A 22,893-nucleotide genomic window follows, 5' to 3' on the forward strand; every position below is an offset into this window, starting at 1 on the left:
CGCAACGTCGCGGTGGAGATGAGCGACGGTGTCGTGCTGCGCGCCGACATCCATTACCCCACCGTGCGCGAGACCGGGGAGGCCGCCGGCGGGCCGTTTCCGGTCCTGCTGTCGATGACCCCCTACGGCAAGCTGGCCCCACCACCGGCCGCGCAGATCGGCGGCGGCCCCACACCGCATCTCATCCGGCGCGGCTACATCGAAGTCATGGTCGACGTCCGCGGCACCGGTGCATCCGGCGGGTCGTTCGAGATGTTCGGTGCCGACCAGGCCCGCGACGGCGTCGAGCTGGTGGACTGGGCTTCGGCGCTGCCCAACGCCAACGGCCGGGTCGGCATGTTCGGCATCAGCTATCTGGCCATCAACCAGCTGTTCACCGCAGCCGCAGTCGGACCGGACTCCCCGCTGAAAGCGGTATTCCCGGTGATGGCCGCCAACGATTTCTACCGGGACGCTGCCGCCATGGGCGGGGCTCCCCATCTGGCGACCGTGCGTGGCTACGGCGCGCTGTACACGATGCTCAACGTCATCAATCCGACGCTGGAGTTCTTCATCCGCGGTGGGCATCCGCGACCCCGGGCCGGCGGACTCGCGGCGGTGCGGCAGCGCGGCAGAGACCAGCGCGGCTATTTCGGGCCGCTGGTCGCCGAGGCGCGCACCGGGGGCGACGCCGCCTACGACGGCCCGTTCTGGGACAGTATGCGGCCCGAACTCGTGCTGCCCGAGGTCGCCGCCAACAACGTGGCCGTCTTCCTGGTCGGCGGCTGGCATGACGCCTTCCAGCGCGGCGCACCACTGAATTTCGCGGTGCTGCAGAATGCGTGCACCGGCCGGGCGGAGCACGCGCCGATGCAGCCGGGACAACCGTTGGCCGAGCGGATCAGGCTGATGATGGGACCGTGGTACCACGTGTCGGCCTTCGACGGTCTGCACGTTCAGGATCTGCAGTTACGCTGGTTCGATCACTGGTTGAAAGACGATGCGGGCGCGGAGATCTCGGGTTCGCCGTTCAGCTTCCAGGCGATCGGCGACAGCCGATGGTTTCATGCCCGTGAGTACCCGATCGCTGAGGCGGTACCCACCCGGCTGTACCTGTCGCAAGGTGGGCGCCTGCTGGCCGACGCCCCGGCCGAGCAGACGGTGGCCACCCTGCGCTACCGGGCGCGCGGTCCGGTGTCGGGGCGCAGCCTCGAGCAGTGGACGCTGGGGCTGAACAGTTTCGTCACCACCCAGGTCGGTGGCCGCACCCGTCACGACCAGGACAACCGCCGTCTGCAACGAGGTGCGTTGACCTACACCACCGAGCCGTTCGATGCTCCGACACTGATCGCCGGACCGATCACCTTGCGCGTGGAGGCGACAGCCGACACCACCGAGACGCTGTGGGTCGCCCACCTCGACGACGTCGCCCCGGAGGGGGTCAGTCGTCCCCTGACGCAGGGGGCGCTGCTCGGGTCGCACCGCGCACTCGACCCCGACCGCACCTGGTACCTGCCGGACGGCACGGTGTTGCGTCCACATCACGTCAGCACCCGATCGGCGGTGCGGCCCGTCGAACCGGGGGAGTTGACCGGCTACGACATCGAAATCTTTCCGACCGCCGCGATGATCGCGCCGGGACATCGGCTGCGGCTGACGGTGACCAGCTACGACTTCCCGCACCTGGTACCGACCGCGCCCGCGCGTCGAGCACTGGCCGGCGGCACCTACCGCCTGCATCAGGGCGGTCCCACCCCGTCGTTCTTGCTGTTGCCGCTGGCCGATCCCGACACGCTGGACTAGCTTTTCAACTACTGCTGCTCCGCCACGTCGCGGATGCGCTCCAAGGTGCGCCGCATGTCGCGGATGTTGTTGCGCTGCCGCAGGAAACCACCGAATAGGTAGTAGTACACGCTGGTCAGAAACGAGTCGGCCAGCCGGAACGACTCGGTGACGTGGGTGCCGTCCGCGGTCGGGGTCAGCTCGTAGCTCCACCGGTTCACGGCTCGGTCACCGGCGAGCACTTCGAAGCCGAACACCCGATTCGGCTCGCACTCGGTGACCCGGCATGTCGTCCAGTACACCGGCCCGATCCCGTTGCGCCGAACGTGTCCACGGAACCGGGCGCCCACCTCCGGACCGGTGGCGCCGTCGAGCCATTCGGCCTCGAAGGTCTCGGGCGAGAACCGCCCGATGTTGCGGACATCGGCCACCAGATCCCAGATCCGCTCGGCCGGGGCTGCCATATGAACTGTCGCGGAACCCTGCATGACCGCCATCCAATCATGTTCGCGGCAGCGGGGTAAGCCTCTGGTGACAAAGCACGGCAAACCGCGACAAAAGCACTGAGCCCCATCCGGAATCGGATGGGGCTCAGTGATGGGATTGAGCGTTTAGCCTTCGCCGCCACCGGCGCTGGCGCCCAAGTGGCTCTGCAGGTCCGGCTTCATCGCCTGCAGCTGCGCACCCCAGTACTCCCAGCTGTGGGTGCCGTAGTCCGGGAAGTTGAACACGGCGTTGCTGCCACCGGCCGCGGTGTAGGCCTCCTGGAACTTCTTGTTCTGGCCGATCATGAAGTTGCCCTCGAGGAACGTGGCGGGGATGTTGTCGCCGCCCAGCTCATTGGGGCGACCGTTACCGCAGTAGACCCACAGCCGGGTGTTGTTGGCAACCAGCTTGGCGACGTTGATCGTCGGGTCGTTGCGCAGCCACGCCGGGTCGTCGTCGGGGCCCCACATGTCTTCCTTCTTGTAGCCGCCGGCGTCACCCATGGCCAGGCCGATCCAGCTCTTGCCGTCCGAGGGGTTGACGTAGCCCGACAGCGAACCCGCGTAGGTGAATACGTCCGGGTGGTAGATCGCGAAGTTCATCGCCGAGGAACCGGCCATCGACAGGCCGACCGCGGCGTTGCGGCTCTGGCTCACGCCGTACTCGGACGCCAGGTAGGCCGGCAGTTCGCTGGCGATGAAGGTTTCCCATTTGTAGGTGGAGCAGCCCGCCTTACCGCAGGCCGGCTTGTACCAGTCGCTGTAGAAGCTGGACTGGCCACCGACGGGCATGATCACCGAGATGCCCGACTGGTAGTACCACTCGAACGCCGGGGTGTTGATGTCCCAGCCGTTGTAGTCATCCTGGGCGCGCATGCCGTCGAGCAGATACAGGCCCGGCGAACCGGAGCCGCCGGGCTGGAACTGGACCTTGATGTCCCGGCCCATACCCGCTGAAGGCACCTGCAGGTACTCGACCGGCAGACCCGGCCGGGAGAACGCTGATGCGGTCGCTTCATTGCCCGTCAGGCCGATCAGCCCGGGCAGCGCTGCTGCGGCCACCGCGCCGACCATTAATCGGCGCACCCAGCGCATCCCTTTGGTCACGTCTGTCATTCCTGCCCCTTGTCGTCTGCGGAACGCTCTCGAAATGTTCTCAAAGTAGCTAATCTGTCGATCGCGACGCAAAGCACGCCACCACTCGTGTGTCAGCCCTCACATGCGACAACGGCCGCTTCTGGCTACTCGGCGGCCGTCTCCGGGACCCGACTCGCGACATAGCATACCCGATTTCGGGCCGGGACCCGGTTAGGCACAACTGCGCGACACGCGTAGGCTCGCCTCCGGTAAGCCGACAAAACCACACTGTCCTGGGCTGTCCCCGGTCCGTTCCGGTGCCCGCCGAGCCCCACCCCGGGCGAGGCGCAGGCTCTCCGCCGACGCGGTGACATCGCAGATCAGGACGATTGGGGTGCGCGATTTTGGACACGGTACTGGGGCTGGCGATGACGCCGACGACGGTCGGCTGGGTCATGGCGGACGGACGGGCCGACCACTGCCCGACGCTTTCCGGTGACGAGGTCGGTGTCACCCTCGGTGATGCCGGGCTGGATGCGGTGAGCCTGGCGGCGTCGGCGACGGCTGTCGCGGCCCGAGTTCGCACCGTGCTGGCCGGTCGCGGTGACCGGCTGCACGGTGTAGGTGTGACCTGGAGCGATGACGCAGCGGTCGGGGCCGCGCTGCTGCTGGAGTCGCTGGCCGACGCCGGCTTCGAGAACGTGGTGTCAGTGCGATTCAGCCGGGCGGCGGCATCGCTGACAACCGGCATCGCGCCGGCCGGCGGACAGACCGCGGTGTGCGTCATCGAACCCGGATCTGCCACCTTGGTGCAGTTCGACGGCCCCGATGACGGTTATCCGATCGTCACCGGATGTCCGATCGGCCGTACCGATGACGTGGTCGAGTGGCTGGCCGACGCCTTCGGATCGGGCGGGCGGCGGCCGGGCGTGCTGACCGTGGCCGGCTCCGGGCGCGGCATGGACCGGCTCGCGCGACGGCTCGAGTCCAAGCTGTCGTTGCCGGTTTTCGTGCAGGCCGGAGCCCAGCAGGCGTTGGCGCGCGGGGCCGCACTGGCGCTGGCGCCGCACGCCGAGCTGACGAGTCCGCGGTCGGCGGGCCGGACCGGCCGGGCCGTGGGCGCCGGGCGGTCCATGTCGCTGCCGTACGCCGGGGCGCTGACGATGCTGACCGCGGGAGCGGTGATGTTCGTGGCGTCGGTGTCGGCCGCGGTGACTCTGCAGCTGAGCCCGAGCAGGGACCTCCCGGAGCAGCGACCGCCCGAGCACGCGACGGTGGCGCGGGTGGCGGTCCCCGCCGCCCCGCCACCCGGTGCTGCGGCGGGGCCGCCACCGGCCGCCCCGGCGCCGCCGACCGAGCTTGCGGAGGAACCGGTCGAGTTCGGAGCGTTGTGGGACGGGCCGGACCTGCTCCCGGAACCACCGGCACCGCCGCCGCGCGGCGGAGCGTCACTGCTGGAGCGGTTCCGCGAGCGTATTCCGCGTCTTCCCGGCCGCTGAGTCCTTCGGGCCGCCGCGTCAGGACCCGCGGATCTCGTCCGCGGACACGGTCGCCGAGAAGGAAACCGTCACCTCGTCGGCGACCTGCATCGCCCCCATCAGCATCGAATAGCGCCGCACCCCGAAGTCGCTGTGGCGCACCACCGTCTCACCGTCGACTCGCCACGAATCGCGGTGTTGATGCGGCGGTCCGAGTTCGGACACCTGCACGGCGACGACGTGCGGCTTGGTTCGCCCGCGAATCTCCAGGGATCCGGTCAGCCGATAGCCGTCGTCGGTCGCTTCGATCTCGCTGCTCTCGAAGCGGATCCGGCGATACTTGTCGGCGCCGAGGCAATTGCGCGCATTAGTGCGGATCAGCGCCTTCTCCGGGCCGGTCAGTGGCGTCATGCCGCCCTCACCGCCGAGCACCCGCAGTGAATCGGCCTCGACGGTCAGCGTCACGGCGGTGGGCTGCTCGCCGGACCACGACACCACCGCCTGCCAGCGCTCCATGGCGATCGTGAGGCGATGCCCCATCTTCGCGGCCCGGCCTGCCACCCCGGTGCCGACCTGCAGCCGACCATGCGATGCGTCGAACTGTCCCTGCGCGGTCATGTGCGGCACTCTAGCGGCCCGGGGCGGTGGCGGCATTCGGTGGAATCGCGATGAGACGCCGCCGGCACCCGTTAGGCTGCCACGCGGGGCCGTCTGCTGGCCAGGATCGACAGACTAAGGGCTGAAGAATGATTCGTGAACTAGCTGCAGCTGCTTTCATCGCCGGAGCCGCCGGGGCAGCCGCCATCGCCGTCGCACCCGCCGCCGGCGCCTACCCCGGTGATGTGCCGGGGATGGCCGAGGGACAACGGCAGGGCGACGCGTGCTTCAGCTGGGAGCGCTACATCTACGGCCACGGCCCCAACGGTCAGGCGCTGGCCTGCCATTTCATCGCCAACCAGTGGCCGCCCAAGGACACCGGGTTCTGGCAGATCTCCTACCCGCTCTACGGAGTGCAGGAGATCGGTTCGCCGTGCCCGAACCCGCAGTCGGCCGCACAGTCGCCCGACGGTCTGCCGCTGCTGTGCCTGGGCGCGCGGGGCTGGCAGCCAGGCATCTACACCGGGGGTATCGGACCGTACTTCCCGCCCGGCATCGCCCAGGTCGGGTGAGCACGGCGTGAGTCCGCCACGCGTCGTCGGCGGACAGCGTTCTTCCAGGCGGTTGCACTAGCTTCAGGCACGGTGGCAACAGGCAGGAGGTGCCGGACTTGGGCGGACTCGCCGAGGAGACGTCGCAACGGCTGGTGATCTTCGGGATAACCGGAGACCTGGCCCGCAAAATGACCTTCCGCGCGCTGTACCGCCTGGAGCGCCGCCACCTTCTGGACGCCCCGATCCTCGGGGTGGCCAGCGACGACATCACCGTCGAGGAGCTGGTCAACCGGGCCGCCGAGGCGATCCGCCACAGCGGCGAACCGTTCGACGAGGCGGTGTTTGGCCGGTTGGCGGAGCGGTTGTCCTATCTGCCCGGCGACGTCACCGATGCCGCACTCTACGAGCAGCTCGCCGAGCAGGTCGGAACCGATCAATCGTGCCTGTACTACCTGGAGATGCCGCCGTCGCTGTTCGGCCCGATCGTCGAGCACCTCGGCCGGGCCGGACTGTTGCAGCGGTCCCGGGTGGCGGTGGAAAAGCCGTTCGGCCACGACCTGGCCTCCGCGCGCGACCTCAACACCCGGATGCGCGCGGTGCTGCGGGAGGACCAGATCCTGCGGGTCGATCACTTCCTGGGCAAGCAGCCGGTCGCCGACCTGGAGTGTTTGCGGTTCGCCAACACGACGCTCGCCGAACTGTGGGACCGGCACAGCATCGCCGAGATCCACATCACCATGGCCGAGAACTTCGGTGTCGAGGAACGTGGCGGCTTCTATGACGCCGTGGGCGCGTTGCGCGACGTGGTGCAGAACCACCTACTGCAGGTGCTGGCGCTGGTCGCGATGGAGCCGCCGGTCGGCGCCGGCGACGACGACCTCAACGACAAGAAGGCCGAGGTGTTCCGTGCGATGCCCGCGGCCGAGCCGGTGCACTACGTCCGGGGCCAGTACTGCGGGTACAGCGAGGTCCCCGGGGTGGCCGACGGATCGCAGACCGAGACCTTCGTGGCGTTGCGCCTCCAGATCGAGAACTGGCGCTGGGCGGGTGTCCCGATCTTCCTGCGCGCCGGAAAGGCCCTGCCCGAACGGGTCACCGAGGTTCGGCTGTTCACTCGCCGGGTGCCGGCGCTGGCGTTCATGCCGCACCGGGAACGGGCCCAACGCAACCAGATCGTGTTGCGCATCGACCCGGATCCGGGGCTGCGGCTGCAATTGGTGGCCCAAGACGACCAGAACGCTCAAGCCTGGCGTGACGTCCACCTGGATTCCTCCTTCGCTCACGATCTGGGTGAACCGATCCAGCCCTATGAGCGGCTGTTGCATGCCGCGATAGTCGGCGACCGCCGGCTGTTCGCCCGAGAGGACAGCATCGAGGAGACCTGGCGGATCGTGGCCCCGCTGCTCGAACACCCCGGCGAGGTCCACCCCTACGAGCGTGGCTCGTGGGGGCCGGAGGCCGCGCAGGCACTGGTTCGTGGCCACCGGAGTTGGCAGCAGCCCTGGCTGCCGGCGAACGGCCGGTCACGGTGAAAGGAGGACGGGCATGCGGTTGGGAATGATCGGCCTGGGGCGGATGGGCGCCAACCTGGTGAGGCGGCTGGTCGATGATGGCCACGACTGCGTCGTCTACGACCACAATTCCGACGTGGTAGCCGCGTTGGCCGCCGAGACCCAGGCCACCGGGGTGTCCTCGCCGGCCGAGCTGGCCGAGAAGCTACCCGCGCCCCGGGTGGTGTGGGTGATGGTGCCGGCCGGCTCAATCACCACCGGGGTCATCGAGGAACTCGCCGACACATTGAGCGCCGGCGACATCGTGATCGACGGCGGCAACTCATACTACCGTGACGATATCGCGCACTCGAAGCTGCTGTCCGACAAAGGTATTCGTCTGCTGGACTGCGGCACCAGCGGCGGGGTGTGGGGTCGCGAGCGGGGCTACTGCCTGATGGTCGGCGGTGACCGCGATGCGTTCGACCATGTCGAGCCGATCTTCGCCACCATCGCGCCGGGGGTCGACGCCGCCCCCCGCACGCCGGGCCGCGACGGCGAGATCGCCCAGGCCGAGAACGGCTACCTGTACTGCGGTCCGTCGGGGGCAGGGCACTTCGTGAAGATGGTCCACAACGGCATCGAGTACGGGATGATGGCTTCGATCGCGGAGGGGCTGAACATCCTGCACCACGCCAACATCGGCAAACAGGACCAACGCGGCGACGCCGAGACCGCACCGCTGAGCCATCCCGAGTTCTACCAGTACGACATCAACATCCCCGAAGTCACCGAGGTCTGGCGGCGGGGCAGTGTGATCGGCTCCTGGTTGCTCGACCTGACCGCCGGCGCCCTGCAGAAATCCCCGGCGCTGGAGGAATTCGCCGGCCGCGTCTCCGATTCCGGCGAGGGCCGCTGGACCGTGATCGCCGCCATCGACGAGGGTGTTCCCGCTCCGGTGCTCACCACGGCGCTGTATGCCCGATTCGCCTCCCGCCAACTGTTCGAGTTCGGCGCGAAAGTGCTCTCGGCGATGCGCAAGCAGTTCGGCGGGCACGACGAGAGATCCGGCTGAGTCGACCGCGCCCGGGCCCGCACGGCCGAGCGAGCGGTACCGGCGATCCTGGCCGCCCGCCGCGCCGGCATGCCAGTATGGGGAATGCCGCAGCGACGGCGAGCCACCCAGACCAGTGCTGCTGCGATGCGTGCCGGTGCGGATACGGCGACCGGCCGGGTGATCGCACTGATCGTGCTGGTGCTCGCGGCCGGGGCGGCAACGCGCGGGTATGTGCCGGGCGTCGCCCACGACCCGCGACGGCCGGCCGAGGCCGGCCCGGTGGCACAGCTCATCCTGGCCGCGCTGCTGGCGGTGTCCGTCGGGGCCGTTGCGGTCGCCGTCGCCCAGCGGGCGCGTGATCGGCGCGCCCCGCCCGGCAGCATCGGTGAGTTGTCCCGGACGGTGGGCGCCCATCGGGGACAGCCGGCGTGGCGGGTGCTGCTGATCGGGTTGGCGGTGCTGACGGCGTGGCTGCTGGCGGTCGTGGTGATGGTGCGCCTGGGCGCCGCGCACCGATTCTCGATCCCGGCCGGGTTGCTGGGGACGCGCGGTGAGGCGCCCACGTCGCCGGCCGGCGCGGACGCTCCCGCCCCCGTCCCGCTGCACCCGCCCCCGCTCGGCGCGGCCGGCGCCCCGCTCGGTTATCTGTTGGTGCTCACCGCAGGCCTGCTGGTGCTGATCGCCGCGATGCTGCTCGTCGCACGCGCCCGCCGGGCCACGTCGGCCGCGCCGCAGATCAATCCCGCACCGGCTGCGGCGCAGCCGCCGACCGCAGGCGAAAGCCTGGCGCGGGCAGCCGAACTGGGCCTGACCCGGATCGCCGACCGGAGCAGGGAGCCGCGGGAGGCGATCATCGCCTGCTACGCGGTGATGGAGCGCCACCTCGCCGACGTTCCCGACGCCGCACCGCGCGAGTTCGACACCCCCACCGAGGTGCTGGCACGGGCGGTCGAACACCACGCACTGCCGGCCGACAACGCACCCAGGCTGGTCGAGCTGTTCACCGAGGCGCGGTTCAGCCCGCACCTGATGACCGAGGCGCACCGCGCCGAAGCGGTTGCGATATTGCGCCTGGTGCTCGACGAATTACGGGCTCGGACATGAAGAACGTTGCGCTGCAAGGTGTGCTGCTGGTACTCGCGGTGCAACTGGCGGTGCTGTTCACCCACCAACGACAGCTGCTGCTGTGGGCCGCCGGCATCGCGGTCGCGGTCCCGCTGCTGGGCATCCGGCAGCTGCTGCGGACAGGTGGGCGCGGCCCGGCCGCGGAGCCGGCGCTCGATGAGCCCGGGGAATCGTTGCGGCGGTGGTTGTCGGGCACCGAGGCCAGAATCCGCTGGGCCGAGTCGACGAGGGCCGACTGGGATCGGCGCTGGCGGCCCATCCTGGCCCGCCGGTTCGAGGTCTCCACCGGCCAGCGGCGAGCGAAGAACGAGGCCTTCAACGCCACCGGGGCGATGCTGTTCGGCGCCGAGCTGTGGCCCTGGGTCGATCCCGGCAACGTCGCCCCCAGCGCCGACCGCGGAGCCGGGCCGGGACGGGCGGTGCTCGAGGAGATCCTGTACCGGCTGGAGCAACGGTGAGCGCGGGCCTGTCCGGCACGGCCGAAACGACCGCCGAGCGCTGCGCTGCCGTGCTCGACGAGATCGAGCAGGCGGTGGTCGGCAAGCGGCCCGCCCTGACGCTCATTCTGACCGCGGTGCTCGCCGGCGGCCACGTGCTCATCGAAGACCTTCCCGGACTGGGCAAGACGCTGATCGCGCGGTCGTTCGCCGCGGCGCTCGGATTGGACTTCACCCGCGTGCAGTTCACCCCGGACCTGCTGCCGGCCGATCTGCTCGGCACCACCATCTACGACATGGCCTTGGGCCGTTTCGAGTTCCGGCGCGGCCCGATCTTCACCAACCTGGTGCTGGCCGACGAGATCAACCGGACCCCGCCCAAGACGCAGGCCGCCCTGCTGGAGGCGATGGCCGAGGGGCAGGTCAGCATCGACGGGCAGACCCACCGGCTGCCGTCGCCGTTCATCGTGCTGGCCACCGACAACCCGATCGAGTACGAGGGCACCTACCCGCTGCCGGAGGCGCAGCTGGACCGGTTCGCGATCAGGCTGCGACTGGGTTACCTGCCCGAACAGGGCGAGGCGGCCATGTTGCGCCGGCGACTCGACCGGGGAGCCGCGCTGCCGACGGTGCGCAAGGTGGTCGACGCCGACGACGTGATGACGATGCGGGAATCGGTGGAGCAGGTCAGCGTGCACGACGACGTGCTGCGCTACGTGGTGTCACTGGCCAACGGCACCCGCCACCACCCGCAGGTCGCCGTGGGCGCCAGCCCGCGATCAGAACTCGATCTGGTCCAGCTCGCCCGGGCGCGCGCGCTGCTGCTCGGCCGCGACTACGTGATCCCCGAAGACGTAAAGGCGCTGGCCACCTCGGCGGTCGCACACCGGATCGCGCTGCGGCCGGAGATGTGGGTGCGACGCATCCAGGGCGCAGATGTGGTGGACGAACTGCTGCGACGACTTCCGGTGCCGCGAACCCAAGGCGCGCCCGGACCCGCCCCGGATACCGCGCCGCCGTGACGAGCCGCCACCCGGAAACGCCCGAGCCCGGCGGCGTCGATACCGAATTGGACTGGCATGCGTCGCCGTTGACGCAGGCCTTGGCAACCGGTGCGGGACTGGCGCTGGTGGTGGCGGTCGGCGCCGCGCGCTGGCAGCTGATCGCCTTCGCCGCGCCGCTGCTGGGCGTGCTGTGCTCGCTCGGCTGGCAACCGCCGCTACCGGTGTTCCGCGTGGGCGCGACGCCGGCCTCGCAGCGCTGCTTCGAATCCGAGCCGGTGGAGCTGACGGTTCGGGCCGAGGCGGCCGCCGGGGAGGCGAGCGCGATCCGGGTGGCGGTGTCGGCGCACCCGGCGATGATCCGTCACAGCGGCGCCGAGTCCGGCTCACGGACGGTCGTGACCGCCCGCGCGGAACGCTGGGGCCGTTACCCGATCCGGGCCACCGTCGCCGCCGTGGCACGGGGCGGGTTGCTGGCCGGGACGGCCACCGTCGAGGTCAGCGAGGTCACGGTGTTTCCGTTGGCGCCCCCGCAGGCCACCCCGATCCCGAACAGCGAACTACTCGACCGGGTCGGAACCCACCTGACCCGGCACCCGGGCCGCGGCGTGGAGTACGCCGACATCCGCCCTTACATCCCCGGTGACCCGTTGCGTTCGGTGAATTGGCCGGTAAGCGCAAGACGGGGGAGACTGCACGTGACCGAGCGGTTGACCGATCGGGCAGCCGACGTGGTGGTGCTGATCGACGGCTACCCGCAGCCGCGCGGGCCCGCGACGGCCGCGACAGAACGCTCGGTGATCGGCGCCGCGCAGGTGGTGCAGACCGCGTTGCGCAACGGTGACCGCGCCGGCGTCGTGACGCTCGGTGGCCGGCTGCCGCGCTGGGTCGGCGCGGATATCGGGCAGCGCCAGTTCTATCGCATCGTCGACGCAGTGCTGGGCGCCGGCGAAGGCTTCGAGAAAACCACCGGAACGCTCGCACCGCGGGCGGCGGTACCGCCGGGCGCCCTGATCATCGCCTTCTCCACTCTGCTCGACACGGAGTTCGCGCTCGCGCTGACCGACTTGCGCAAACGCGGCCACGTGGTGCTCGCCGTCGATGTGCTGGCCGGCCCCCCGTTCGAGGAGGACCCCGATCCGCTGGTCAGCCGGATCTGGATGCTGGAGCGCACCGCCATGTACCGCGACATGGCCACCATCGGCGTCGACGTCGCATCGTGGCCGCCGCCGCAGCCACTGGAACAGTCGATGCTCCTGGCGACGCAGCGCCGCCGCCCGACGGTGGTGCGGTGATGGGGCGCCCGGTCGGCGCCGCCGAGACCCTGCCGCTGGTGTTGTCCGGCGCGTGCGGAATGGCGATGACGGCGACCGTCGCATCCGGCGCCGCCGGGCCGGCTGCCGTCCCGGCGCTGGCCGCCGCCGGCGCGGTGCTGGCCGGATTCCGGTGGCCGGCGGCGGCGACGGTCGCGGTGCTACTGGCGGTCGTCGCGATCGGGATCACCGATCCGCCAACGGTTTCGGCGGCCGTGGCCGGGCTGGCCGCGGTGGGATACCTGGTGTTGCGGCACGCCGGCACGATGACGCTGCCGACGGTGATCGCGGTCCTCGGGTTCACCGTCGCCGGGCTGGCGGCCACGGCGTTCCCATGGAGTCTGCCGTGGCTGCCGCTACTGGCGCCGTTCGTGGTGCTCGGTGTCTGCGTCGTGGTGGCTCAACCGTTTCTGGGCACCGGACGGTGACCGGTCAGACCCCGGAGGCCTCGTTGAGCGCCTCCAGGGTGCTGGTCGCCTCGAGGTACTCCTGCACCCAGCGCTCGATGACCGTCGAGGTCTTCTCCACCTTGGTGAACTGGCCGACGACCTGGCCCACCGGGTTGAACGCCACGTCGACGCTCTCGTTGGGGTACTTGTTGGTCGCCCGGACCGCCATGCCGGAGACCATGTACTGCAGCGGCATGCCCAGCGGCTTGGGGTTCTCCGGGGCCTCCCACGCCTCGGTCCACTCATTGCGCAGCATCCGGGCCGGCTTGCCGGTGAAAGAGCGGCTGCGGACGGTGTCGCGGCTGGTCGCCTTGATGTAGGCGGCGTGCTGCGCCTCGGTATTGGAGGACTCCTCGACCATCAGCCACTGCGAGCCCGTCCATGCGCCCTGGGCGCCCAGCGCCAGGGCCGCGGCGATCTGCTGGCCGCTGCCGATGCCGCCCGCCGCCAGCACCGGCACCGGTGCCACGGCCTTGACGACCTCGGGCCACAGCACGATCGAACCCACCTCGCCGCAGTGGCCGCCGGCCTCGCCGCCCTGGGCGATGATGATGTCCACCCCGGCCGCGGCGTGCTTGCGCGCCTGCGAGGCGGAGCCGCACAGCGCGGCGACCTTGCGGCCGGCCTCGTGGATGTGCTTGATCATGTCGGCCGGGGGAGTCCCCAGCGCATTGGCGATCATCGTCACCTTGGGATGCTGCAGCGCCACCTCGACCTGCGGGGTGGCGGTCGCCTCGGTCCACCCGAGCAACTGCAGGCTGTCCTCCGCGGCGTTCTCGACCGGGACACCGTGCTCGGCGAGCAGCTTCTTGCCGAAGTCGAGGTGCTCCTGCGGCACCAACTTGCGAAGCGATTCGGCGAGTTCCTCGGCGGACTGCCCGGAGTCCATGCCCTCGTATTTGTTCGGGATGACGATGTCCACGCCGTACGGGTGGTCCCCGATGTTCTCGTCGATCCACTTCAGTTCGATCTCGAGCTGCTCGGGAGTGAAGCCGACGGCGCCGAGCACCCCGAACCCGCCGGCCTTGCTCACCGCGACGACCACGTCGCGACAGTGGGTGAACGCAAAGATCGGGAACTCGATGCCGAGTTCGTCGCAGAGGGGAGTGTGCATGACCTACTCCTTCGCAGGGCGGCGGATGGAAGTGGAACGTGTTCTAATTTAGTACCAGACCCGGGCGCGGCTAGGCCAGTCGGCCACCAGGTGAGCGCTCTGCAGCTCACACTACCGCCGATCGTGTAACCGATCAGCGCGTGGCGACAGCGCGTAACACCGCCACCCCGAAACCGGCCGCGCGACGCAGGGAACGGCCGGGCGCACGGCCGGGCCCACTGACACGCAGCACCGGCCAGCCGTGCTCGGCGGCCAGCGCCGCCAGGCCGGGGCGCGGATTGACCGGCCGGGGCCGGCCCACCAGCGACATCAGCGCGGCATCCTCATTGCCGTCGGCGTAGAAGAAGCTCTGGCCGAGGTCGATCCCGTTGTCCGCGCAGAACCGCTGCACCGCAGCCGCCTTCTGGCGACCCCACACCACCGGTTTGACGATGTCACCGGTCAGCAGGCCATGTTCGTCGAGTTCGAACCGGTTACACAGCACCTGTCCGATACCCAAATACCGGGCGACCGGTTCGGCGTGGATGGTCAGCGCCGACGAGCTCAGCACCACACTGTGGCCGCGCTGCTGGTGGGCCCGCACCACCTGCTGCATGAGCGGGTATATCCGGCCGGTGATGTGGTCGACGAAGAGCCGCTCACCGATCTCGTCGAGCTCACGGATCGATTCGCCGCGCAGGTAACCCGCCGCGCGCACCAGGAGTCGTTCGAATTGCATGCGGCCCAACCGGTACCGCACGGCGGCCTCGACGACGCCGAGCACCTCGCCGGCCCGGGCCTGGCGCCGGCGGATCCGGTCGCCGGCATGCGCGGTGGCGGTGAACCCCGACACCAGCGTGCCGTCCAGGTCGAAGAACGCCCCGACCCGGGCTCCCGGCTCGGTGCTGCCGATCTCGGCGATCAGATCGCTGGTCATCGGCGTCGATGTTACGGCCGGCCCAGCCGGCGGTGGTGGTCACGCGCCGCACCGGTGGTCGCGAAACCGGCAGCTGATAGCGTGTTCGGCCTATGGATGAACAGACCGCCTCGACGACCAGTGAGACCGCTGCGAGCGAGGTGCGCCAGGCCCTGGCCGAGCGGGCCGAGCAGCTGGGCTGGCAGCGAACCGAGCGGGAGCGCGTCGACGTCTACGGCCGGGGGGTCTTCCACGTCCACGCCGTGTGGCGCGATGCCGGCACCCTCAACGGCGGCGCGCACTATGAGGACTCTGTGTTGCTGGCCTACACCACCGACCTGGGCAAGCTCCAGAGCTGGCTGGCCAGATAGCGCTCGGTAACCGGCGCGGCTCCGGTTCGCAACGGTTGCATAACCGCCCCTCGTGTCACTCTGGGCGACATTTTTCACACGACTAACTTCGGTCCCGACCTTGTTGTTATCGGGATGGGGAAGAAGCCATGTCACGAATCCGTAAGTACCTCACCGTTGCGGCCGGCGCCGCCGCGGGACTGTTCCTGGGGGCACTCGCGTCCAGCAGCGCCGCCACCGCGGACACCGCTCCGATCAACCCGGGGCTGCCCGGTGTGGTCGAGCAGATGGTCGCGTCCTCGACGGCCATTCCGCAGCAGTTACTGCAGACCACCACCTCCGCCCTGAGTGGAACGCCGCTGGCGCCCGCCGCGTCGCCGGCGCAGTCACCGATCGCCACCGCCACACTCAACGTGCCGCAGACCACGACGCCGGCCAGCCAGCCCACCGGCCTGCCCGGGCTGTCCGGTCTCCCGGCCAACCTGAGTTCGGTGCTGCCGTTCCCGATGCCGAACTTCGGCGGCACGACACCGGTGGCGGCCGCACCGACCACGATGGTCCCCGGCGCCTTCGCGCCGACGGCTCCGGTGACGCCGATGGAGGTCATGCTGATTCCCGGCTTGCCCTGACGCTGAGGCCGTAACCTCGGACCGGTGAGCGCACGCGCAGGAATCGTCGTCACCGGTACCGAGGTCCTCACCGGGCGGATCGCAGATCGCAACGGACCGTGGCTGGCCGACCGGCTCTTGGAGCTCGGAGTTGAGTTGGCGCACATCACGATCTGCGGCGACCGGCCCCGCGACATCGAGGCACAGCTGCGGTTCCTGGCCGGCGAGGGTGTCGACCTGATCATCACCAGCGGCGGACTGGGGCCGACCGCTGATGACCTGACGGTTGACACCGTCGCCCGGTTCTGTGGCCGGGATGTGGTGCTCGACGCCGCACTGGAGGCCCGGATCGCCGAGATCATCAAGCCGCTGATGGCGCGCTTCACCGGTCCGGGCGCCCCGGATTTCGCGACGGTCCGGGCGGCCAACCGCAAACAGGCGTTGATCCCGGCCGGCTCGACGGTGCTCGACCCGGTGGGCACCGCCCCCGGAGTGGTGGTGCCCGGCGCGCCGACGGTGGTGGTGCTGCCGGGCCCGCCTCGCGAATTGCAACCGATGTGGCACAAGGCGATCGGCACCCCCGAGGTGCAGCAGGCGATCGCTGGCCGGACCCGCTACGAACAGCAGACCGTGCGGATGTTCGGGTTGCCCGAGTCCGGTCTGGCCGACACACTGCGGCACGCACAACAAGTGATCGCGGACTTCGTGCGGCTGGAGATCACCACCTGCCTTCGTGGCGGCGAGCTCGAGATCGTCACCCGTTACGAGCCCGACGCGGCGGCGGCCTACGGCCAACTGCTGGCGGTGCTGCGGGAGCGGCACGCCCGGGCGATCTTCTCCGAAGACGGTTCGCGGATCGACGATCTGGTGGCGGGGCTGTTGGCCGGCCGGTGGATCGCGACCGCGGAATCCTGCACCGCGGGACTGCTGGCGGGCAGACTGGCCGACCCGCCCGGGGCCTCGGACTATCTCGCCGGCGGGGTGGTGTCCTACTCCAACGACGCCAAGGCGGACCTGCTCGGCGTCGACCCGGCACTGATCGCCGAGCACGGCGCGGTCTCCGAACCGGTGGCCGAGGCGATGGCCGCCGGCGCGCTGCGCCGATTCGCCGCGGACACCGCGGTGGCGATCACCGGAATCGCCGGGCCCGGTGGCGGAACGCCGGACAAGCCGGTGGGCACGGTCTGTTTCAGCGTTGCCCTGGGCGACGGCACGTGGCTCACCCGGACGACTCGGCTGCCCGGGGACCGCGCCGACGTCCGGGAACGGTCGACGACGGTGGCGATGCATCTGCTGCGACGCGCGTTGTCAACCGGCTGATGGTGACCCGCAACCGGTGGTATGAACGTCACACCGAGGAGTTGCGGGCGTGGACACACAGTGGGCGTGGTTCGGCGGATCCGGCTATTGGCTGGGCCGGCTGGTGCTGGAACGCGGCATCGCCGCGGTGTACGTCGTCGCGTTCGTCGCCGCCGCGCGGCAGTTCCGTGCGCTGATCGGCGAGAGCGGCATGTTGCCGGTGCCGCGGTATCTGCGCCGGCGGTCATTCCGGGTGGCGCCCAGCATTTTCCAGCTGCACTACTCGGATCGGTTCTTCGCCGCCACCTGCTGGTCCGGCGCGGCGCTGGCGGCGGCGCTGGTGACCGGTGCCGGCGAGCTGGTGCCGCTGTGGGCGGTGATGTCGACCTGGCTGCTGCTGTGGGTGATGTACCTGTCGATCGTCAACGTCGGCCAGGCGTGGTACTCGTTCGGCTGGGAATCGATCCTGCTGGAGGCCGGGTTCCTGGCGGTGTTTTTGGGCAACGACCGGGTCGCACCGCCGGTGCTGGTGATGTGGCTGGCCCGGTGGCTGCTGTTCCGGATCGAGTTCGGGGCGGGGTTGATCAAGCTGCGCGGCGACTCCTGCTGGCGCGATTTGACCTGCCTGTACTACCACCACGAGACCCAACCGATGCCGGGCCCGCTGAGCTGGTTCTTCCACCAGCTGCCCAAGCCGCTGCACCGTATTGAAGCCGCCGGCAACCACTTCGCCCAGCTGGTGGTGCCGTTAGGGCTGTTCGCCCCCCAGCCGATCGCCGGGGCGGCGGCGGTGATCATCATCGTCACCCAGCTGTGGCTGGTGGCCTCCGGCAACTTCGCCTGGCTGAACTGGGTGACGATCGTGCTGGCCGCCGCGGCGCTCGACCAATCCTGGCTCACCGGACTGTTTCCCGGGTTGCGGCCACCGGAGATGCCGGGATCCCCGGTGTGGTTCACCGCTGTGGTGATCGCATTCACCGCCGCGGTGGTCGTGCTCAGCTACTGGCCGGTGCGCAACCTGGCCTGGCGGCAGCAGCGAATGAACGCCTCGTTCAACCCGTTTCATCTGGTCAACAGTTACGGAGCATTCGGCACGGTCGGCCGTTGCCGCCGGGAAGTGGTCATCGAGGGGACCGCAGCCACCGAGCTCACCGACCGGACGGTTTGGCAAGAATACGAGTTCAAGGGCAAACCCGGTGCGCTGGATCGGCTGCCGCGGCAATGGGCGCCATACCATCTGCGGCTGGACTGGCTGATGTGGTTCGCTGCGCTCTCACCGGCTTACGCGCGTCCGTGGCGCGACGCCCTGCTGCAACGGCTGCTGCGCAACGACCGCGATACCTTGCGGCTGTTGCGCCACAACCCGTTTCCCGACGAACCGCCGCGCCACGTGCGGGCGCTGCTCTACGAGTACCGCTTCACCACACCCGCCGAGCGTCGGCGGGATCGGGCGTGGTGGCATCGCAGCCTGGTGGGCGTCTACCTGCCGCCGGTCTCGGTTCACGGGATGCCCGCGCCGCCGGGCCCTCGTTAGCGCCACGGTGGTCACCCAGCTTCGCGCCAACCGTCGATGGCCGGTGGCTGTTCCTCGGGCGATCACGGCCTGCCCAGCAACAGGGCCGATTCCAGCGCGCGCGAGGTGGCGCGCGAGCACGGGAATGTTGACAAACCGCAGGTCGTGAATCGTGCCGTCGGGTAAGACTGGACAGTTCAGGGCATCGGCAAAGGCCCACATGGCCCTGTCGAGCATCCGGGCCCGGCTCGGGAATCTCACGCAGCTTGAGTTGGCCAAGCTGGTTGATATGCGGCTTCACCGGCCTCCTTAGAAGGAATGGATGATGAGACGGACTACGGGAGCGGCAGCTGTCGGCGTAGTCATCGCGGGGATGGCCCTGGGGGCTGCGGGAGCTGCGGGGGCGGATGACCAGGCGTTTCTGGACCAGATTCCGCCGCGCACCTACATCGGCATGTGGACCACCGATGCGGGTCGCCTGGCGAACGGGTTACCAGATCTGCACGATGATCAAGACCGGTACGCCACCGCACGTGATCGCCGAGTCGTACAGGTGGGACGACGGTTGGGCGTGGGTGAACGCCGCGCAGCGCGAGCTGTGTCCAGACACCCTCGAAGGTCCGAAGTGAAAATCGCGACAAACCGCAGTCTCCGGTGAGTCGACCACGGCACCGGTAAGCGGCTTCCGCCGGTGAGCCGATTTCGACGCAGCCCGTGTTTGAGCAGACCGTGTAGGCGGTACGCCGCCCTCGGGCACTTCATGTGCTCGGCATCGCGAGATGGCTCAAGCCTGGATACCGTGGCCGGATTCCCGGGAGGGAGCGGCATTCTCGGAGACGGTCACGGTATTGCTGGTACCGCACAACAGGAACTGTGTCCCGACGCAATCAAGTAGATCAGAACAGGGCGTTGCTGCCGAATAGGGTGCCGATGGCGTTCCACATAGTCTGTATGGTGCGCACGGCTTGGCCCACTTGTCCATCCTGGCAACAGTTAACGGGGCGCCGGGCCGGGCACGGCGAGTTTCGCCTCAGAGCTCGAGCAGCACGGTGACAGGGCCGTCGTTGACCAGTTCGACGTGCATGTGCGCCCCGAATCGGCCGGTGGCCACCCGGGCGCCCAGCCGCCGCAGCGCCTCGGCGAACTCCTCCACCAGCGGCTCGGCGACAGCGCCGGGCGCAGCGGCATTCCAGGACGGGCGGCGCCCCTTGGCGGTGTCGGCGTAGAGGGTGAACTGGCTGATCACCAGAATCGGTGCGCCGACATCGGAGGCCGAACGTTGCTCATCGAGAATGCGCAACTGCCAGAGTTTTTCGGCGAGCCGGTGGGCTGTCTTCACGTCATCGTCGTGGGTGACCCCGACCAGCGCCACCAGTCCCTGTCCGTCCGGGGCGATGGCGCCGACGGTTTCGCCGTCGACCGTGACTCGCGCCGACGAGACTCGTTGCACCAGAACCCGCACGGGCTCGATGGTAGGTACGCTCGCGCTGGGAACTCCGAGAGGGGCGTCAGGTGTCGGTGCTGGTTGCGTTCTCGGTCACGCCGCTGGGGGTGGGCGAGGGAGTTGGCGAGATCGTCGCGGAAGCGGTGCGGGTCGTTCGCGAGTCGGGCCTGCCGAATCGCACCGATGCGATGTTCACCGTGATCGAAAGCGACAGCTGGGCCGAGGCGATGGCGGTCGTGCAGCGGGCGGTGGAAGCGGTGGCTGCCCGGTCACCACGAGTGAGCACGGTGATCAAGGCCGACTGGCGAGCCGGCGCGGTCGACGCGATGAGCACCAAGGTGGAGTCGGTGGAGCGGCACCTGGCGGCGCCACCGCTCAGTTGACCGCCACATCGAGGATCGGTCTGCCGACGCCGGCGCCCGGCCCGTCGAAGTGCCACCACTCCCCGGAGTAGACGGCGAGGCCGCCGGCACTCATTGCCTCGCGCAGGGCGGCGCGTTCGGCGGCGGCCTGCGCGCCGATCCCCTCGGCGAACGCAGCGGCACGGGGCGAGAAGTCGTCGAAGCCGGTGCCCATCTCGACCAGCCGGCCCCGCGGGTCGGCGGTCGTCACGTCGACCGACCGCCCGGTCTCGTGGCTGCGGGCCAGCGGTCCCGGGCGGGCAACCCAATTCGGGTCCGGCACCACCTCGAACATCCGGACCTGCACCTCATGCGGGCGGTAGCAGTCCCAGAACACCAGCGTTCGGCCGCGGCGGCGCAACACATCGGCCGCCGCCGCCAACCCCGGGGCCAGCGACTCGTGCACCAGGCACCGGGCGTTCGCCGGATACAGCTGCACGCCGGTGAAGTTGTTGGTCGTGGCGTACCGCAGGTCGATGATCGCGTCGGGCACGGCGCTGCGGACGTCGACGAAACCGGCCGCGCGGGCGGGTGCGGGCAGCGGCGGCACGTCGCCCCCGGGGGCCGCCGCGGCCGGCCCGGCCGGCAGCCAGCCGGCGATCAGCGCGGTGAACATCAGGATCCGCAGCAGCGTCGCTATTTGCCCATTGTCGCGTCTCATGCCGCAACCACGATGGTCAAGCGGTGGTCGTCGCGTTCCACCCGCATCCCGGCTCGCCGGGCGGTCGCCGCCACGCCCGCGACGTCGTCCGGCTCGGCCTTGGCCGAGGCCAGCGCCCGCGCCAGCCGGCCCTTGTGGGCCTTGTTGAAATGGCTGACCGAGACCCGCCGGCCATCGGGGTGTTCGGCGACGACGTCGACGCCGACGGCACCGGGAATCCTGGCCAGCGACGCATAGGCGCCGGATCGCAGGTCGACGACCAGTTCGGCGGCGGCGATGTCGGCCAGCACCGGCTCCAGGACGGGCCGCCAGCGTTTGGCCAGCCCGGGCTGTCCGGGCAGCTTCGAGGCCGCCGAGAGCCGGTAGGCCGGCACCTGATCGGTCGCCCGCAGCAGCCCGAACAGCGCCGATCCGACCGCCAGCCGAGCCGTTGCACGCGCCGCCGCTGCGCCGCGCAGCGAATCGACGTCGAGCGCCTCGTAGAGCACCCCGGTGTAACGGTTGATCGCCGGCGCCGTCGGCGCGGTCCGCAGCTGCGCGTTGCGTTCGATCTCGGCGTCCTGGGCAGCCGAGAGCGCCAGCGCGTGCCGGCTGGCCTCCGGGTCCGCGGCCAGCGCGATCAACTCGTCCACCAGCGTCGCCCGCAGCCCGTTCAGTTGCGGCGACCCCAGTGCGTCGAGTCGCAACGGCTGCCCGTCACCGCCGGTGCGCTTGGTCTCCGACGGGGGTAGCAGCACGATCACAGCGCAGAGGTTAACCGAGCGGCCGCGCACACCAGCGCAGTGGCGAGCATCGCGGCGCCGAGCGTGTCGGTGAGGAAGTGGTAGCCGCAGGCCACCAGCCCGAGCATGCCCAGCACGCTCAGCGCCGCCGCCAGTGCCAGCGCCCAGCGCCGAGCCTCCCGGCAGGCGTGGGCCACCACGACCATCATGGCCAGCACCGCGACCAGCAGTGCCGTGTGTCCGCTGGGATATGCCAGGTAGGGGCCGTTGCGGCGGTCGAAGAGGTGCTTGAGACCCTGGGCGGCCGCGGTGACGACGAACGGGCAGATCAGCACCGCCGCCGTCAGCGCCCACTGCCGCCTGAGCAGGGTGACCGCCAAACATCCCACCAGCACTGCGAGCACCAGCCAGCCGCTGGTGAAGGCCAACAGCCACCGCGGTTGCTCACCGAACACCTCGCGGGTGCGATGGCTGAACCAGCCGTCGAAGGGTGTCGAGCCGCGGCCTACCGCCCATCCCAGGGCCAGCGTCGCCAGCACGCCGACCGGCGGCCACCAGCGCAGCGCCGCGGCGGCGCCGGGGTACCTCCGGCCTATTGCTAGGCCGACTTCTGGAACAGTGGCAGCAGTGCCTGCCGGCGCCGGTCGTTGCCGTCGGCGAGCGCGTGCAGCGCCTGCTCGACTGAGCGGGCCGTCGGGAACATGGCGTCCTCGTCGAAGTCACCGAGCAGTTCGCTGACAGCGGGGCCCTCGATGAGCGTCCAGTCGACGCCCGCGGCGCGGCAGTCACCGTCGAGGACGCACAGCAGCCAGATGCCGGCGGCGGCGAACGAGGTCACTCCACTCAGATCGAGCAGCAGCGGCTCCTTGGCCAGGACGAAGCGCCGGGCGTGCTCGCTGAGCTCGTCGACGTTGCTGGAGTCGATGCGGCCCCGGATCGTGATCACCGTCGCGAGGTGCCGGGAGTGCGCTCGAATCTGCGCGTCACCGCACTTCACGGTGGGGTTGCCTTGCTGACCGATCCGCGCTGCGCTCCGAGTGGTGATCGTGATAGCCATGCCAG

25 protein-coding genes are annotated in these 22,893 nt (G+C 69.8%); 15 read left to right on the forward strand and 10 right to left on the reverse strand.

Annotated elements, in window-relative coordinates:
* Nucleotides 1-18: 18 nt before the first annotated feature.
* Nucleotides 19-1,782 carry a CocE/NonD family hydrolase gene (locus BST10_RS14530; protein ID WP_083038560.1) on the forward strand — a complete coding sequence of 588 codons (1,764 nt, stop codon included), beginning with the start codon at nt 19-21 and terminating at the stop codon, nt 1,780-1,782.
* A gap of 8 nt (nt 1,783-1,790) precedes the next feature.
* Here BST10_RS14530 and BST10_RS14535 read toward each other — a convergent pair whose 3' ends face one another.
* A complete protein-coding gene (locus BST10_RS14535; protein ID WP_041317852.1) occupies nt 1,791-2,258 on the reverse strand; it encodes an SRPBCC family protein in 468 nt (155 codons plus the stop codon).
* Between the two features lie 114 nt (nt 2,259-2,372).
* The gene (locus BST10_RS14540) at nt 2,373-3,362 is read right to left on the reverse strand and encodes an esterase family protein (protein ID WP_083038529.1); all 990 of its coding nucleotides are present in this window, start codon (nt 3,360-3,362) and stop codon (nt 2,373-2,375) included.
* 365 nt (nt 3,363-3,727) lie between these two features.
* Here BST10_RS14540 and BST10_RS14545 point away from each other — a divergent pair, with 365 nt between their 5' ends.
* Complete coding sequence (locus BST10_RS14545; RefSeq protein ID WP_013828906.1) at nt 3,728-4,822, forward strand: DUF7159 family protein; 1,095 nt, start codon at nt 3,728-3,730, stop codon at nt 4,820-4,822.
* A gap of 18 nt (nt 4,823-4,840) precedes the next feature.
* On the opposite strand, the gene BST10_RS14550 is transcribed toward BST10_RS14545, so the two are convergent.
* Nucleotides 4,841-5,419, reverse strand: a complete 579-nt coding sequence (locus BST10_RS14550) for a YceI family protein (protein ID WP_083038564.1) — start codon at nt 5,417-5,419, stop codon at nt 4,841-4,843.
* A 128-nt stretch (nt 5,420-5,547) separates the two neighbouring features.
* Here BST10_RS14550 and BST10_RS14555 point away from each other — a divergent pair, with 128 nt between their 5' ends.
* The 8 genes from BST10_RS14555 to BST10_RS14590 all read left to right on the forward strand — a co-directional run bounded on the left by BST10_RS14555 (nt 5,548) and on the right by BST10_RS14590 (nt 12,803).
* Nucleotides 5,548-5,970: a hypothetical protein gene (locus BST10_RS14555; protein WP_013828908.1), complete on the forward strand. Its 423-nt coding sequence runs from the start codon at nt 5,548-5,550 to the stop codon at nt 5,968-5,970.
* Nucleotides 5,971-6,059: 89 nt separating this feature from the next.
* On the forward strand, nt 6,060-7,484 hold the full coding sequence (locus BST10_RS14560; protein ID WP_193374431.1) for a glucose-6-phosphate dehydrogenase: 1,425 nt from the start codon (nt 6,060-6,062) through the stop codon (nt 7,482-7,484).
* 13 nt (nt 7,485-7,497) lie between these two features.
* Nucleotides 7,498-8,517, forward strand: coding sequence for a phosphogluconate dehydrogenase (NAD(+)-dependent, decarboxylating) (gnd, locus tag BST10_RS14565; protein WP_013828910.1), 1,020 nt, complete (start codon nt 7,498-7,500; stop codon nt 8,515-8,517).
* Nucleotides 8,518-8,601: 84 nt separating this feature from the next.
* Entirely contained in the window at nt 8,602-9,603 is a 1,002-nt protein-coding gene (locus BST10_RS14570) for a DUF4129 domain-containing protein (protein ID WP_013828911.1), read from the forward strand.
* Nucleotides 9,600-10,082: a hypothetical protein gene (locus BST10_RS14575; RefSeq protein ID WP_083038531.1), complete on the forward strand. Its 483-nt coding sequence runs from the start codon at nt 9,600-9,602 to the stop codon at nt 10,080-10,082. Before BST10_RS14570 ends, BST10_RS14575 begins: the two co-directional genes overlap by 4 nt.
* Before the next feature lie 8 nt (nt 10,083-10,090).
* Nucleotides 10,091-11,083, forward strand: a complete 993-nt coding sequence (locus BST10_RS14580; RefSeq protein WP_083038565.1) for an AAA family ATPase — start codon at nt 10,091-10,093, stop codon at nt 11,081-11,083.
* Complete coding sequence (locus tag BST10_RS14585) at nt 11,080-12,357, forward strand: DUF58 domain-containing protein (protein WP_083038533.1); 1,278 nt, start codon at nt 11,080-11,082, stop codon at nt 12,355-12,357. Before BST10_RS14580 ends, BST10_RS14585 begins: the two co-directional genes overlap by 4 nt.
* Complete coding sequence (locus BST10_RS14590) at nt 12,357-12,803, forward strand: hypothetical protein (protein ID WP_083038535.1); 447 nt, start codon at nt 12,357-12,359, stop codon at nt 12,801-12,803. The genes BST10_RS14585 and BST10_RS14590 overlap by 1 nt, the downstream gene beginning before the upstream one ends.
* A gap of 4 nt (nt 12,804-12,807) precedes the next feature.
* On the opposite strand, the gene BST10_RS14595 is transcribed toward BST10_RS14590, so the two are convergent.
* Nucleotides 12,808-13,938 (reverse strand): nitronate monooxygenase, encoded by a 1,131-nt coding sequence (locus BST10_RS14595; protein WP_083038537.1) that lies wholly within the window; start codon nt 13,936-13,938, stop codon nt 12,808-12,810.
* A gap of 133 nt (nt 13,939-14,071) precedes the next feature.
* Nucleotides 14,072-14,854, reverse strand: a complete 783-nt coding sequence (locus BST10_RS14600; RefSeq protein WP_013828917.1) for an HAD family hydrolase — start codon at nt 14,852-14,854, stop codon at nt 14,072-14,074.
* Nucleotides 14,855-14,946: 92 nt separating this feature from the next.
* Between BST10_RS14600 and BST10_RS14605 the strand changes: the two genes are divergently transcribed.
* From BST10_RS14605 to BST10_RS14620, 4 genes are all read left to right on the forward strand, one after another.
* A complete protein-coding gene (locus BST10_RS14605; protein WP_013828918.1) occupies nt 14,947-15,204 on the forward strand; it encodes a hypothetical protein in 258 nt (85 codons plus the stop codon).
* Between the two features lie 128 nt (nt 15,205-15,332).
* Nucleotides 15,333-15,812 carry a hypothetical protein gene (locus BST10_RS14610; RefSeq protein WP_013828919.1) on the forward strand — a complete coding sequence of 160 codons (480 nt, stop codon included), beginning with the start codon at nt 15,333-15,335 and terminating at the stop codon, nt 15,810-15,812.
* A 24-nt stretch (nt 15,813-15,836) separates the two neighbouring features.
* Nucleotides 15,837-17,111 (forward strand): competence/damage-inducible protein A, encoded by a 1,275-nt coding sequence (locus BST10_RS14615; RefSeq protein ID WP_083038539.1) that lies wholly within the window; start codon nt 15,837-15,839, stop codon nt 17,109-17,111.
* A gap of 49 nt (nt 17,112-17,160) precedes the next feature.
* A complete protein-coding gene (locus tag BST10_RS14620; RefSeq protein ID WP_083038541.1) occupies nt 17,161-18,624 on the forward strand; it encodes a lipase maturation factor family protein in 1,464 nt (487 codons plus the stop codon).
* Nucleotides 18,625-19,633: 1,009 nt separating this feature from the next.
* Here BST10_RS14620 and dtd read toward each other — a convergent pair.
* On the reverse strand, nt 19,634-20,065 hold the full coding sequence (gene dtd / locus BST10_RS14625; protein ID WP_013828923.1) for a D-aminoacyl-tRNA deacylase: 432 nt from the start codon (nt 20,063-20,065) through the stop codon (nt 19,634-19,636).
* A gap of 50 nt (nt 20,066-20,115) precedes the next feature.
* On the opposite strand from dtd, the gene BST10_RS14630 reads away from it, so the two are divergent.
* Nucleotides 20,116-20,430 (forward strand): MTH1187 family thiamine-binding protein, encoded by a 315-nt coding sequence (locus BST10_RS14630; protein ID WP_013828924.1) that lies wholly within the window; start codon nt 20,116-20,118, stop codon nt 20,428-20,430.
* Here the strand turns inward: BST10_RS14630 and BST10_RS14635 are convergent.
* The 4 genes from BST10_RS14635 to BST10_RS14650 are packed head-to-tail and all read right to left on the reverse strand — an operon-like array spanning nt 20,423 to nt 22,888.
* Nucleotides 20,423-21,064 carry a M15 family metallopeptidase gene (locus BST10_RS14635; protein ID WP_371869215.1) on the reverse strand — a complete coding sequence of 214 codons (642 nt, stop codon included), beginning with the start codon at nt 21,062-21,064 and terminating at the stop codon, nt 20,423-20,425. The two genes, BST10_RS14630 and BST10_RS14635, sit on opposite strands and share 8 nt — an antisense overlap.
* Nucleotides 21,065-21,105: 41 nt before the next feature.
* Entirely contained in the window at nt 21,106-21,852 is a 747-nt protein-coding gene (yaaA, locus tag BST10_RS14640) for a peroxide stress protein YaaA (RefSeq protein ID WP_013828926.1), read from the reverse strand.
* Nucleotides 21,849-22,370, reverse strand: a complete 522-nt coding sequence (locus tag BST10_RS14645) for a phosphatase PAP2 family protein (RefSeq protein ID WP_013828927.1) — start codon at nt 22,368-22,370, stop codon at nt 21,849-21,851. Before BST10_RS14645 ends, yaaA begins: the two co-directional genes overlap by 4 nt.
* A gap of 59 nt (nt 22,371-22,429) precedes the next feature.
* Nucleotides 22,430-22,888 (reverse strand): STAS domain-containing protein, encoded by a 459-nt coding sequence (locus BST10_RS14650; protein WP_013828928.1) that lies wholly within the window; start codon nt 22,886-22,888, stop codon nt 22,430-22,432.
* Between the last annotated feature and the right edge of the window lie 5 nt (nt 22,889-22,893).

This window comes from Mycolicibacter algericus DSM 45454, from assembly GCF_002086455.1.
GTDB lineage: Bacteria > Actinomycetota > Actinomycetes > Mycobacteriales > Mycobacteriaceae > Mycobacterium > Mycobacterium algericum.